Origin of the sequence: Neobacillus nitrireducens (genome assembly GCF_030915405.1) — a bacterium.
Taxonomy (GTDB): domain Bacteria; phylum Bacillota; class Bacilli; order Bacillales; family Cytobacillaceae; genus Neobacillus.
In genome coordinates this window covers 2648321-2661968 of record NZ_CP133262.1, presented here as the reverse complement: position 1 = coordinate 2661968, position 13648 = coordinate 2648321, and the positions used below count along the sequence as shown (strand labels likewise).

Here is a 13648-nt window from a genome sequence, read left to right as displayed (position 1 = left end):
TAATGAAAGATTATCCCCCGCTGCTTCAGCATGATATCATAGCGGGGGACTGACCCTAATGTCCAGCAATTAATCGACATTTCTCAGTGGTGTACCGGAACTGACTGTATTATTTATTACTAGGGAATGCAAATGACAAACTACTGTTTTCGCTTGCTGATACCCAGCGTTCTGAAACTGTTTTGGTCTTCGTATAGAACCGTGCTTGGTCTGGGCCAAACATTTGCCCGTCGCCGAATCTTGAGCCCTTAAATCCAGCAAAGTTATGAAAGCCTACTGGGATCGGAATGGGTACATTTACACCAACCATTCCTACATCAATTTCAGTTGTGAATTTTCTAGCTGCCAGCCCATTATTGGTAAAGATCGTTACACCATTTGCTAATTCTTGCTGATTAATTAATTTGATGGCTTCCTCTAAACTATCTACACGGACAATATTACGAACAGGACCGAATACTTCTTCATCATAAATTTTCATTCCTGGTTTCACATGGTCAAGCAATGTTGGTGCCAGGAAGAATCCGCCGTCATTTTTGGTAATGTCTTTATTACGGCCATCACAAACGAAGGTTGCCCCTTCTTCTTCACTGAGGTCAATGGCTTTTAAGATATTTTCTTTTGCTTGCAAGGAAATAACTGGTCCGTAATCTGCACCGTCATTAAAAGCACCTACTTTTAAGCGGTCAACCTTTTCTTTTAAAATTGCTACCAAGCGATCAGCCGTTTCTTGTCCGACTGGCATTAAGGTAGAAATGGCCATACACCGTTGTGAGGCCGCCCCATACCCTGCACTAATGAAAGCATTCGCTACTTGTTCTAAATCAGCATCTGGCATAACGACCATATTATTTTTTCCGCCACCTAAGGCAACCACGCGTTTGCCATATTTAGCACCGGTTTCATAAATGTAATGTGCTACTGGTGTAGACCCAACGAATGAAATGGCCTGTACAGCGGGATTTTCAAGTAGTTCATTTACCGCCTCTTTATCACCATTAATTACTGTCCAAATACCATCTGGCAGGCCGGCTTCTTTCCATAATTCACTAATATATAAAGCGGTCATTGGTACGCGTTCAGAAGCTTTTAAAATTACCGCATTTCCAACGGCTACTGCCATGCTTGTTTGTGCTAATGGCACCATGATTGGAAAATTAAAAGGAGAGATGGCTGCCACTACACCAAGTGGATATTTAGCTGAATAGGCATTAATTTGTCCGCCTACATTAACTGAATATTCCCCCTTCATGAAATGAGGCGCATTAATCGCTAAATCTACTGATTCTAATCCACGAGTAATTTCACCCATTGCGTCTTCTTCTGTTTTCCCGCTTTCGGTACAGATTAATTCGATTACTTTATCTTTATTATTCTTTAGTAAGTTACGGAAATTCAGGACAATTTCTGCACGCTTTGCAACGGAGAGATCACGCCATGCCGGAAAGGCAGCTTCTGCTTTTTTTATGGCACTTTTCACTTCATTGGAGGAAGCCAATGGTACTTTCGCAATGATTTCGCCTGTTGCTGGATTGAACACGTCTGAAAAACGGCCGCTTTCACCTTTGATCATTTTTCCATCAATAAAATGTGTAAGTTCTTTCACGTCAGTAATGTTAGTCATCTACCCGTTCTCCTCTCGATTTTAAAAGCTTTATAATGATTCAATGGCTTGAACTAAGTTTGTTAAAATAAAATCTTTTTCCTCCAGCGTAATATTTAATGGTGGAGATAACGTTAATACGTTGTTGTATCCTGCGACGGTTACACCATTTTTTCCAATTATTAATCCTTGTTCTTTGCACTTAGCAATCACTTGATTGACCTTGTCTACCGGTAAAGGATTTTTTGTATTGCGGTCTTCGACAAGCTCAATTCCAATCAGCAATCCTTTTCCGCGAATATCCCCAACGTTAGGATGATGTGAAATTCTAGCTTTTAATTCTTCTATTAAAATCGTACCCATTTCGGTCGATTGTTCAAATAAATTTTCTCGTTCCATAATTTCTAAATTTTTTAATGCCACTGCACAAGCCGCTGGAGAGCCTCCGAATGTATTGATATGGCGGAAAAAGTCATAATTCCCGCTTTTCGTAAACTCCTCATAAACTTCTCTCTTGACTGCCGTTGCTGAAAGTGGCATATAAGCGCTGGTAAGTCCCTTTGCCATTGTAATAATGTCTGGCTGAACCCCATAATGTTGATGGCCGAAAGCTTTACCTGTCCGTCCAAAGCCGCAAATAACTTCATCGACAATTAATAAGGCGCCATGCTTCTCGCAAACTTCTTTTACACCTTTTAGGTAATCATCCTGTGGCATAATGACCCCGCCACCTGTAATAATCGGCTCCAATATCATCGCCGCAATCGTCTCTGAATGTTCCCATGTCATGATTTCGTCTACTGCTTTAACGGAAGGTAAATCACTTGCCTTCTCAAATCCATCCTCATTATTACGATATTGATCAGGCGCTTTCACATGAATAAAACCAGGTGCTAGTGGCTCGTATTTGTATTTCCGTTCTGCTTGCCCTGTTGCTGCGAGTGCTCCCATGGAGTTCCCGTGATAGGCGCGATAACGAGAGACGATTTTATAACGGTTGCCTTGCCCTTTTTGCTGGTGATACTGCCTGACGATTTTAAAGGCTGTTTCATTTGCCTCCGAGCCGCTATTGGAGAAAAATACTACATAATCCCCACCTAATAACTTGCTAATTTTTTCAGCAAGTAAAATCGCTGTAGGATGCCCATTGGTTAATGGTGTATAGTTGTTCTCTAGAAGCTGATCATATGCGGCTTTGGCTATTTCTTCTCTTCCATAACCAACATTTACACACCATAATCCCGACATAGCATCTAAATAACGATTACCCTCAATATCTGTCAGCCAAGCACCTTCCGCTTTTTGAATGATGGAAGTAGCTTGCGGGTTATACGGCTTCATTCCATGCCATAAGTATTTCTCATCTTTCGTGACTAAATTTTCACCTGTTTGAACATTTTCCATCCTTAAGTCACTCCTTTAAAATTTGTTTCATCTATCTTTATTGTGAAGGGTTATGACCCTATTATCATCAGACATAATGTAAAATGTTTTCAAAAGATGTTTTACATATTGACAAATTTTTGTACGAAAAAAAAATCCCTCTTCCTTTAGAGAGATTTTCTACATAAGCAAACTGGAATTTAAATTGAGTCGCGAGCAGCATTAATTCAACTAAAAGACGCTTAGGCGGAAGCATATCCATAGCCTTTCTAATTAAAAATTAGTGGAAAAGTAAATGTAACGAAAGCCGCCCAAAGTCCGTAGACCGGCAAATACTTAGTAACCGCATCTTGGATGGTTGAAGGTCCGGTTTTGTTTTGTAGAAAACGCATATAGGAGATCATGATCCAAATTAGATTTCCCCAGATAAGTATGTTTACGCCTAAAACTGCAAGTCTGTTTGGTGTAATCCCATAAGAAGAAAGTCTGAATATAATGGCTGACAAAGCCACACTGTCAATAATAAGAGCAAGAACAATAAGGGCAAAATTTATATAATCAAAAATGCTCTTTTTCTCGTCTGTGCCGCTTTCGGTTATTGAAAATATGGTAACGGCTAAAACACCAAGGAGTATTCCATTAAAGGCTATCAAGAAATTTCTGTCCATGAATGGATTTTTTCCTATCCAAAGAACCGTGATAAGATAGACCAACAATGTGGCCAGGACAAGAGGACTAAAAATTTTAGCGATATATGGTGTAATATTCTTAGCAAGTTTAAGATTCATTGATACCAGGTAGGCAGCTACAATAGCGAGAGCAGCAGCACCAAATAAAACGACATTTCTAAAATAAAAGTCTTCTATATCCAAGTCAACAAAGCTAAATAACCGCAGGGTTAATAGGGTTAGCAGCATTCCACTAATCGCCATGCTGGCGTAAAGTATGAAAAATTCCAAATTAAATTTAAGATAGGCTAACCTTGTATGGCCTTTTGAATATTCATTTCCCGAAAATGCAAGCCCGATCAATCCCCATAAGAATATGGGAAGGTGCAAGTAAACAAGAATCATACTGTCTTTCTCATTTAATGGCAGCATATTTAGATAAATCCCCGAGGTTAGGAACAACAATGCAAGGATATAAAGAATATTTTTTTTAGGGGGATTATTATATACAAAATAGGCTGCAATAAAGGGTAGAATCCCGAAAGCAAGGTTAATTGGAGCAATTGCTTGCTGTTCGACAAAATGGAAAATAGTCCTGGTGCTTATCCCGGCTAGTATGGCTAAAATGCCCATGAATAAGAAACCTTTCTGAAGCAAAGATGCTTCCTCTGTATGTGCTGTTTCCTTGAAATTCAATCTTTCATTCCAAACGGCGAGTACGTGTGAATCAGGATTTTGTTCCCATGCGTGTGAGAATGACTTTTTGAAGGCTTTGGGGTCTTTTCTAAACAGTCTCTCCAGTTCATGGGGGTTAGCAATATTTTCAATAATCAAATGGTTCATGTCCATGTCCTTGTTAATACCTCCCCTAATCATTGTCAAATTAATTCCAACTTTCCTCACAATGTTATATGTTGTTTATTTGATATTAACATCCTATTTATTGTTTTACAATAAATTTTTATTAAATTTTGTTATGTTTTTGTTGTTAAGTCAGACAAAAAAACATTTCTCCTTACAAAAGAAATGCTCTATTCCTTGTATCATTATTTTTAAGGAGGGGTAGCTATCACGCTAGATTCAAGTAATGATTGTCTTTTTTCTGGGGATACTTTAAGAAGTAATTAATCATTTTGGAGGAGAAATATGGATGTTGCAATTATGGGTGCAGGTCTTTCTGGCTTAGCTTGTGCTATTACGCTTGAGAAAAATGGAATCACCCCAACAATATATGAAAAGCGTAGCAGGGTGGGTGATAGATTTGTTAATGGAGAGGTGCTATTATCTATTTTTTCAAGACCCGTTCATGATTGTATTGCATCATTATCAGAAGAATTTGGAATTTATCTTAAAACTACTTCAAATATCCAGAGAATGGAGCTTTTTTCAAAAAATGAGAAAGCAGTCATCGAAGGTCACCTTGGGTTTACCAATGTACGAGGCAGGGAACAGGATTCGTTTGAATCGCAGTTAGAAAAGCAAATAAAAGCAGCCATTCACTTTAATTCCGAGAAAACTTATGAACAATTATTGTCAAGTTATTCCCATGTCATTTTGGCAACGGGTGACGGAGAATATTCGAAGAGGACTAGGAACTATAGAGAGGATTTAACGGTTTCCATAAAAGGAGCAACAGTTGAAGGGGTTTTTAATCGTTATTCTGTCACAGCATGGCTTGATTACGATCTTGCACCTTTTGGCTATTGTTTCCTTATTCCCTATTCAGAAAAAGAAGCGAATATCTCTTTAGCCATTCCAGACTTACCCCAAAATAAGGATCTTAATATAAATAATCTTTGGGATAAATTTTACGATATGGTGCGATCTCAGCTTAATCAAGAATTACCGATAACCGACCAGTTTCAAATAACTAAGTATCCTATGGGAATTTGTCAGTCAGCACGGATTGGTAATACCTTTTATGTTGGGAATTGTTTCGGAACGATGATGCCATTTATGGGCTTTGGGCAATATGCTTCTATTATAAGCGGGGTGTATGCGGCCTATGATTTATGTGGTTTAGGGAATTATGAAGAGTTAATGAAGCCTCATCGTCAAAATTATGCTAATTCGCTCGTTTTACGAAGGGCGATGGAACAGTTATCCAATGAAGGATTAAATCGAATTATCCACGCACTTCAAGGGGACATGGGTGAAAAATTGTTTCAAACCAAATGGATAAATCCACTGAGAGTAGCAAGTTATTTATTAAGACCATATATAAAATTGAAGAAAGGAGACGCATCCTTATGACTAAAACCAGGGAGTGACAGATAAGCAATTTTATATGATAATATAAAAATAGGTAATATAAACCATATTATTTTTTCTTTATAGTAGGAGTGAATCATATAAAAGGAGTCTGTATGAAGGAATTTTATACTCATGTAAATAAACAGTTATATTATTTTACAGTAATAATCGTAATAGCGATTATGATAATTGGTTTGTTAATGGACAATCCGCGTTTCGGGAAGTTTGATGCTGGTTATATTCTTCATATTGGTCTTGTTGTCATTCTATCTGTATGTTTATTACTTTATCTTAAATATATTACTCATGTTTTTAGACTGATTATCATTACAGCAGCGTCCGTTTACTTTTATGAGCTGTTCTTTCTATATCCAGAAACTTGGTCGACCTTTATTTTTCTATGTTTTATTCCAGCCATCGCGATTCTGTTTTTTGATTCAAAGCTGTTTTATTTTTCTTTACTATTAAACAGTTTAGCCATCATGTTTACATTTATTTATATTATGCTTTTTGATCATGGGTATCCCTATATAAAGCAGGATTTAATCGGAAATGTTATCAACTTTATCGGGAGTCAAGTGATAATCTCTTTTATTTTTTATTTAACGCAAGGAAGAATTAAAAAACAGCAATTATATTATGAACAAATTCAGCAAGCAGAGCGTTTAAAGACAACTGGACAACTAGCAGCTGCTGTTGCACATGAAATTAGAAATCCCTTGACCGTTGTGAAAGGTTTTTTGCAATTATACCAACAAGACGCTAGATTTAGTGAGGATATAAAAGGAAATTTTACATTATTAGTTGATGAATTAAATACTGCTGAACAAGTAATTACTCAATTTTTATCTATAGCCAAGCCAAGCAAAGAAACAGAAATAGAAACCGTAAATATAAAGATTGTTCTTCAGAGTGTAACCGACCTACTTCATTCCTATGGGCTTTTACATGATAATAAGATTGAATTAATTTTAGTAGAAGATTGCTATATTGCTGCTAACAACATAGAGTTTAAACAATTATTAATAAATATTATAAAAAACGCCATTGAGGCCTCTAAAGTTGGCGATTCGGTAATTGTATCGGCTGGTAGGAATAAAGATTTCATCGAGATTAAAGTAGTTGATTTTGGACAGGGGATGTCAGAAGCAGAAATTAAGTTGCTTGGTACACCTTTTTATTCTTTAAAAAGTAAAGGGACCGGATTAGGGATGATGATTTGCTATAATATCGCAGCAAAATATAAAGGAACAATTGACTTCGAAAGCACGAAAGGTGAAGGAACTACCGTCACCATACGATTTCCATCAATAAATTCCTGAATCCAGAGGGATGGTTATGGTTATTAATGAGGTTAGTGCCAATCACAAGAACCACCCCCCTGCTTCGGTGAAAAGATTCATAGAGCCCAAGTAAAACATGATTAATAGTTTTTATTAAAACTAAAAATGGAATTTGTCCTTCATTGAGTAGATGAAGGACATTTTTTTGATTCAAAAGAGAATTTTGTTCCATAGAGTAGAGTGAAAGTATCCTCATTCTTGTGTTGATTAGCTGATGTAAAATTGCAATATTTAAGATAGAGGACCGTGGGAAAAATTTTTTTATAAAAAAACAAATCTTATCGTAAAAGGAAGTACTGATTTTTATGATATAAAAGTCTCCATAAATATCTAAATGAGGCGAGCAAGGTTTGTGTTGTTGTTGTTTTCTTGCAACAGGTCAACAATATCAGCCTGGAACATAAGGGAACTTTTGAACTGTAGTTTTTTGGTGTAGAAAATACGGCTGAAATCGCATGATTTTTAAAATAATCATCATGAAAGCTAGTTTTGATTTAGGCAAAAAAGCCACAATCAAAGGCAGCTATTTTAAGGTTTTTGGCTTGGTTGACGTGGATTAGTTTCTATCATAGGATGTTAGTGAAATGATTCACAAACATTAACGACAAGCTTACAAAAAAGAAAAAGCCATTTTTTTTATTAAATATTGTGAAATAATTCACAAAACGAAACTTACAGTAAAACTGAAACTAAATTAGGAGTGGATGACATGTCAAAAGTAATTTCAGCTGCAAAAGCTGCCGAGTTGATTAAGGATGGCGATACCCTAGCTGCAACTGGTTTTGGATTATCTTGCTGGGCAGAAGAAATGGGAATTTCCATTGAAGAACGTTTTTTACAAACAGGATACCCCAAGAACTTAACGGTTATGCATTCAAGTGCAGTTGGTAACCGCCGGGATAAAGGAATGAGCCACCTAGGTTATGAAGGATTAGTAAAACGCTGGATTGGCGGGATTGCGATTGCCTCTCCAGGCATGGCGAAATTAATCGAAGAAGACAAATGCGAAGCATATAACTTGCCGCAAGGTGTCATCACCCAGTTGTACCGGGAAATCGCAGCAAAACGGCCTGGTGTAATTACAAAAGTAGGAATGGGAACTTTTGTCGACCCCCGCCTTGAAGGTGGAAAGATGTCGCCTTCTACTAAAGAAGATATCGTCAAGGTAATCGAGATTGAGGGAGATGAGTGGTTATTCTATAAATCTTTTCCGATCCAGGTCGGCCTTATCCGCGGAACGGTAGCGGATGAGAACGGCAACTTAACACTTGAAAAAGAAGGATTGCACATGGAGGTACTGCCTGTTGCTCAAGCCGTACACAACTCCGGCGGAATCGTCATTGCTCAAGTCGAGACAGTTGCTAAAAATGGCACATTAAATCCAAAGGATATTAAAGTACCGGGGATTTTAGTTGATTATATTGTCGTAGCAAAACCGGAAAATCACTTCCAAACAGAAAATACCTATTATAACCCAGCCTTTTCCGGCCAGGTAAAAGTACCAGTGGATGGGATTGAAGCACTTCCGCTTGATGAACGGAAAGTCATTGCCCGTCGTTCCGCAGCTGAACTTCAGCCCAATACGATCTTAAATCTTGGTGTGGGAATCCCAGTCTGCGTTGGAACGATAGCAGCAGAAGAAGGTGTGAACGATCAACTTATGCTGACAACCGAAGCCGGTTCCGTTGGTGGTGTTCCAGCAGGTTTGAAGGACTTTGGCCATGCGTTTAACTCTGAAGCAATAGTGGACCACGATTCTCAGTTTGATTTTTATGATGGCGGCGGTATTGACCTATCCGTTCTTGGATTAGCGCAGACAGACGAATTTGGCAACGTAAACGTAAGTAAATTTGGTACTCGTGTCGCTGGCTGCGGCGGATTTATTAATATCTCTCAATCTGCCAAAAAACTAGTCTTTGCCGGAACCTTTACAGCAGGGGGTCTGCAGGTGAAGGTGGAGGATGGCAGATTGCAAATTTTACAAGAAGGTAAAGCAAAGAAATTTATTAAAAAGGTTCAGCAAGTCACTTTCAGTGGTTCTTATGCTTCACAAATCAATCAGCCAGTCGTCTATGTGACGGAGCGTGCGGTATTTGAACTGATTGACGGTAGAGTGACCTTAACAGAAATGGCACCAGGTGTAGATTTACAGAAAGATATTCTGGCGCAAATGGAATTCACTCCGGTCATTTCAGCAGAACTAAAAGAAATGGATCCGGCGATGTTCCAAGAAAACTGGGGTAAATTGAAAGCAATCATTGAAGAGAAGAAGGAAACCTGTAACGAACCTGAGCTTGTTCCAGCAGGGTAGAAATGAATAAATCAGTTGGCAGGGCAGAAAGCAGGTTGCCTTGCCGACTAATCCAAAATAGGAAGGAAACAAAAGCGATGAACATTCAGATTAACCGTTGGAAGATTCTTATTGCATCTACGATTATTAACATATGTGTTGGTGCCATTTATGCATTCAGTATTTTCGCCATGCCTTTAACGAACGTATTCCATGTGACTATGCCGGAAATTATGATGGCCTTTACTATTAATGCTGCGATCTCACCTATCCCGATGATCTTGGGAGGGAAATTAGTTGATAAAGGCGGGGCCAAGACTGCGATTATCCTTGGCGGTTCCATGTTTGGTTTAGGATTTATCCTATCAGGCTTAGCTACGGCTCCTTGGATGTTGTACATTACCTACGGTGTTATTACCGGGTTGGGTCAAGGGATTGTTTATTCAGCAACGATTGGTAACTCTGTTAAACTGTTTCCCGACAAAAGAGGTCTTGCAGCTGGGATTGTAACAGCAGGGTATGGTGGTGGAACCATTGTCATTGCGCCAATTGCCAACGCCCTAATTACAAGTAACGGTGTTCAGTTTGCACTTATTACGCTTGGAATAGCTTTCTTAGTTGTCATTTTAAGCTGCAGCTTTCTAGTAAAAGCTTGTCCGGCCGGGTTTATTCCAGCAGGATGGACTCCACCTGCAGCAGCAGGTCCGAATAAAGGCGGCGTCAATATTGCTTGGAATGAAATGATTAAAAAACCAATCTTTTACGTGATTGCAAGTTTGTTCTTAATCGGCGCTCTTTCCGGAATGATGGTTACCTCAAATGCTTCCGTTATTGGACAGACCATGTTTGGCTTAACGCCTGCAACTGCGGCATTATTTGTAAGTTTATATTCATTAAGTAACTGTACAGGACGTGTCTTCTGGGGAGCAATCTCTGATAAGATCGGCCGTACAAAATGTCTAATGATGATCTATATTGTTATTGCTGCGATGATGTTAACGATCGCATTATCCACTTCTATTGCCGGCTTTGCGGTTGCGATTGTAGGAATTGGCTTATGCTTTGGCGGTACAATGGGAATTTTCCCTTCGATTGTGGGTGAGAAATTCGGAATGAAGTATTATGGTGTCAACTATGGGGTGACCTTTATTGGCTACTCAGGTGCAGCATTCTTCGGCCCTAGAATTGCCAATACAGTGGCTGCAGCAAATGGTGGTCAATTCACCAATGCTTTCTATATCGCGTTAGTGATTTCACTTGTAGGCTTCGCCTTAACTTTTGTGTTCCAAGCAATGGACAAGAAGAAACAAACAAACACAACTACACCAAAAGTGGCTTAACTAAAATACTATTAACTTATTAACTTATTGGAGGAAAACGACATGAATATCACAAAATTATTAGGAATCAAATATCCCATTTTTCAAGGAGGTATGGCGCAAATTGCGCTTGCCCCTTTAGCTGGTGCGGTATCCAATGCCGGTGGTTTAGGAATAATCGGTTCTGGCGGACTTACTGCCGATCGTCTTCGTGAAGAAATCAGAAAAACCAAAGAAATTACCAACAAACCATTTGCAGTTAATTTAATGCTAATGATGAAAAATATCCCGGAACTAATTGAAGTAGTCATTGAAGAAGGCGTAAAAATTGTTACAACAGGTGCAGGTACACCAGCACCTTATATGCCCATTTTCAAAGAACATGGAATTACAGTCATTCCAGTTGTTCCCTCTGTGAAAATTGCTAAGAAAATGGAAGCATTAGGCGTTGATGCCATTGTCGCTGAAGGCACGGAGGCAGGCGGTCACGTAGGTGAAACAACAACTATGGCGCTCTTACCTCAAGTAACCAGTGCGGTTTCCATCCCTGTTATTGGTGCGGGTGGTATTGCAGATGGACGTGGTATTGCGGCCGCATTTGCTTTAGGTGCACAAGGTGTTCAAGTGGGAACACGTTTCTTAGCAACAGTAGAATGTCCAACACATGAAAACTTCAAACTTGCAGTAATCAATGCAGATGATACAAGTACTACTGTTACAGGGCGCAGCCTAGGTGGACCCGTACGAAGCATTAAAAACAGCATGATTGCTGAATTCCAAGAGCTTGAAAGACAAAATGCTTCGCGTGATGAACTAGAAAAAATTTCATTAGGGTCATTACGTAAAGCCGTGTTTGAAGGTGACACAGATCGTGGATCGGTAATGGCTGGACAAATTTGTGGTTTAGTCCAGGAAATTACAACGGTTGAAGAAATGATTACTAGTATGTTTGCAGAAGCACAAGAAGTATTAAATAACCTTGGTAAAATTACTGTTATGGAAGAAGAAAAAGAGTTAGTACTAGTTTAAAAGTTTTGTTTTAAATCAAACAGTGCCTTAAGTCTAAGGTACTGTTTTTTTTGTATTTAATGAATTTGTCATAATATATCTACCGTCATGATAGTGCTATATCTTTATAATTAAGGAATGAATAATAGCAGAAGGGTGTTGATAAGAATGAAGAAAAAGGTGATTGAGAAATCTAAAAGTAACTTTAAGGTTCAGGACATCAACGATTTGCCTTCTACCTTATTCGTAACGGATGCAAAGGGAAATATTCTAATATCCAATGATTTTACCGCACTGACAATTGGTATCTCACTAGATGAATTATTAAAAATGAACGTTCAAGATTTAGTGAAGGCCGGTTATTATAAACGTTCTATTACAATGGAAGCAATTGAAACCAAGCAAAGGGTATCACGGGCTGTTGATACCAACCGAGGGTTCCATATTAAATCGACGGCAACTCCTATCTTTCAAAAGGATGGAGAGCTCCGGCTTGTGGTCACCACCTCCAATGAATATAACGGAAAATTCCCTATAGCCACTGAACCCACTAACATACAAAATATAAATGGTAAAAGTAAAACAGATATACAGGACACTAGAGCAGAAATTAGTTTTGTCGCCGAGAGCCTGGCGATGAAGCAAATTGTAAAGGTCTGCAATCAAATCGCCTCCTATGACAGCAAGGTTTTAATTTATGGCGAGTCAGGTACCGGGAAGGAAGTAGTTGCCCGCTATATCCATCAGAAAAGTGATCGATCTCAAGGTCCGTTTGTTACCATCAATTGTGCGGCAATCCCGCCAACTTTATTTGAACAAGAGTTGTTTGGCTATGAGAAAGCTGCTTTCCTCGGGGCAGATGTGAAGAAGAAAGGCATCATTGAGTTGGCGAATGATGGCGTTTTGTTCCTAGATGAAATTGCTGAAATGCCGCTCGAAATGCAAGCGAAATTGCTTAGGGTAATCGATAATAATGAAGTGAGACGAGTGGGCGGCGTGCAAAATGTGCCCATCAATTGCCGGATTATTGCTGCGACCAACCGTGATTTATGGAAGATGGTGAAAAAAGGAATGTTCCGGGAGGACTTATATTATCGGATTAACGTCATTCCTATTCATATTCCACCACTTCGTAATCGGAAATTGGACATTGTTGGATTAATATCCTACTTCTTAGCGGAATTTAATGAGAAATATCAAGATAAGGTCGTCCTTAGTGCAGATGAGTTTCAAAGAATACTTAAATCTGATTGGCCTGGAAATGCCAGAGAACTAAGAAATTATGTCGAGCGTCTGGTTGTCATTGAGCAGCAAAGCATCCAACAGTCTGCGGAGGATGCTGTGACTGATTGGTTTGCAATTGACCATTTTATTAAAAGGAATCTGGATAAACAATGTACATTAAAAGATTTTACATCGATTGTTGAGGGAAGATACATTAAACATGTGCTCGACGCGTATAGTGGAAATGCGACAGAAGCCGCAAAAAGATTAGGCGTTGATCGATCGGTTATTTATCGAAAGTTAAAGAAGATGGATAATGCCCTTGGTAAATAGCCTTATTTCGAGGAATTAGAAGAAACAAAAAAGACTCTGTCTAAAGCCGCAGTCAGGAAAATCAGCTCCTGACTGCGGCCTTTTTTTATACCAGGGTACCAGCACTTTAACATTAATAGGTAAATTCTCTTGGTATTAAAGAAGTTGGAAATAGGTTGTGGGAAAACACACATCTAAAATCCCATAATCCATGTTAATATGTATATTATATTAAATTTTTTGGG

General features: G+C 38.7%; 9 protein-coding genes. 6 read left to right on the top strand and 3 right to left on the bottom strand.

The window, feature by feature from the left end; genetic code table 11:
- Positions 1-109: 109 nt before the first annotated feature.
- The 3 genes from RCG22_RS12815 to RCG22_RS12805 form a co-directional block, all read right to left on the bottom strand.
- The gene (locus tag RCG22_RS12815; protein ID WP_308103266.1) at positions 110-1624 is read right to left on the bottom strand and encodes a CoA-acylating methylmalonate-semialdehyde dehydrogenase; all 1515 of its coding nucleotides are present in this window, start codon (positions 1622-1624) and stop codon (positions 110-112) included.
- A 30-nt stretch (positions 1625-1654) separates the two neighbouring features.
- Entirely contained in the window at positions 1655-3007 is a 1353-nt protein-coding gene (locus tag RCG22_RS12810) for an aspartate aminotransferase family protein (RefSeq protein ID WP_308103264.1), read from the bottom strand.
- Positions 3008-3255: 248 nt separating this feature from the next.
- A complete protein-coding gene (locus RCG22_RS12805; protein ID WP_308103263.1) occupies positions 3256-4503 on the bottom strand; it encodes a DUF4153 domain-containing protein in 1248 nt (415 codons plus the stop codon).
- A gap of 297 nt (positions 4504-4800) precedes the next feature.
- On the opposite strand from RCG22_RS12805, the gene RCG22_RS12800 reads away from it, so the two are divergent.
- The 6 genes from RCG22_RS12800 to RCG22_RS12775 all read left to right on the top strand — a co-directional run bounded on the left by RCG22_RS12800 (position 4801) and on the right by RCG22_RS12775 (position 13424).
- Positions 4801-5907, top strand: a complete 1107-nt coding sequence (locus RCG22_RS12800) for an NAD(P)-binding protein (protein WP_308103262.1) — start codon at positions 4801-4803, stop codon at positions 5905-5907.
- Between the two features lie 113 nt (positions 5908-6020).
- Positions 6021-7229 carry an ATP-binding protein gene (locus RCG22_RS12795; RefSeq protein ID WP_308103261.1) on the top strand — a complete coding sequence of 403 codons (1209 nt, stop codon included), beginning with the start codon at positions 6021-6023 and terminating at the stop codon, positions 7227-7229.
- Between the two features lie 730 nt (positions 7230-7959).
- On the top strand, positions 7960-9561 hold the full coding sequence (locus RCG22_RS12790) for an acyl CoA:acetate/3-ketoacid CoA transferase (protein WP_308103260.1): 1602 nt from the start codon (positions 7960-7962) through the stop codon (positions 9559-9561).
- Between the two features lie 77 nt (positions 9562-9638).
- Positions 9639-10880 carry an L-lactate MFS transporter gene (locus RCG22_RS12785; protein WP_308107149.1) on the top strand — a complete coding sequence of 414 codons (1242 nt, stop codon included), beginning with the start codon at positions 9639-9641 and terminating at the stop codon, positions 10878-10880.
- A gap of 42 nt (positions 10881-10922) precedes the next feature.
- Positions 10923-11888, top strand: coding sequence for a DUF561 domain-containing protein (locus RCG22_RS12780; RefSeq protein WP_308103258.1), 966 nt, complete (start codon positions 10923-10925; stop codon positions 11886-11888).
- 147 nt (positions 11889-12035) lie between these two features.
- Positions 12036-13424 (top strand): sigma-54 interaction domain-containing protein, encoded by a 1389-nt coding sequence (locus RCG22_RS12775; RefSeq protein WP_308103257.1) that lies wholly within the window; start codon positions 12036-12038, stop codon positions 13422-13424.
- The last annotated feature ends 224 nt before the right edge of the window (positions 13425-13648 follow it).

Excerpts from the sequence above, each read along its gene's own strand:
- RCG22_RS12815 (WP_308103266.1), bottom strand. The coding sequence starts at position 1,624 with ATGACTAACATTACTGACGTGAAAGAACTTACACATTTTATTGATGGA.
- RCG22_RS12810 (WP_308103264.1), bottom strand. The coding sequence starts at position 3,007 with ATGGAAAATGTTCAAACAGGTGAAAATTTAGTCACGAAAGATGAGAAA.
- RCG22_RS12805 (WP_308103263.1), bottom strand. The coding sequence starts at position 4,503 with ATGGACATGAACCATTTGATTATTGAAAATATTGCTAACCCCCATGAA.
- RCG22_RS12800 (WP_308103262.1), top strand. The coding sequence starts at position 4,801 with ATGGATGTTGCAATTATGGGTGCAGGTCTTTCTGGCTTAGCTTGTGCT.
- RCG22_RS12795 (WP_308103261.1), top strand. The coding sequence starts at position 6,021 with ATGAAGGAATTTTATACTCATGTAAATAAACAGTTATATTATTTTACA.
- RCG22_RS12790 (WP_308103260.1), top strand. The coding sequence starts at position 7,960 with ATGTCAAAAGTAATTTCAGCTGCAAAAGCTGCCGAGTTGATTAAGGAT.
- RCG22_RS12785 (WP_308107149.1), top strand. The coding sequence starts at position 9,639 with ATGAACATTCAGATTAACCGTTGGAAGATTCTTATTGCATCTACGATT.
- RCG22_RS12780 (WP_308103258.1), top strand. The coding sequence starts at position 10,923 with ATGAATATCACAAAATTATTAGGAATCAAATATCCCATTTTTCAAGGA.
- RCG22_RS12775 (WP_308103257.1), top strand. The coding sequence starts at position 12,036 with ATGAAGAAAAAGGTGATTGAGAAATCTAAAAGTAACTTTAAGGTTCAG.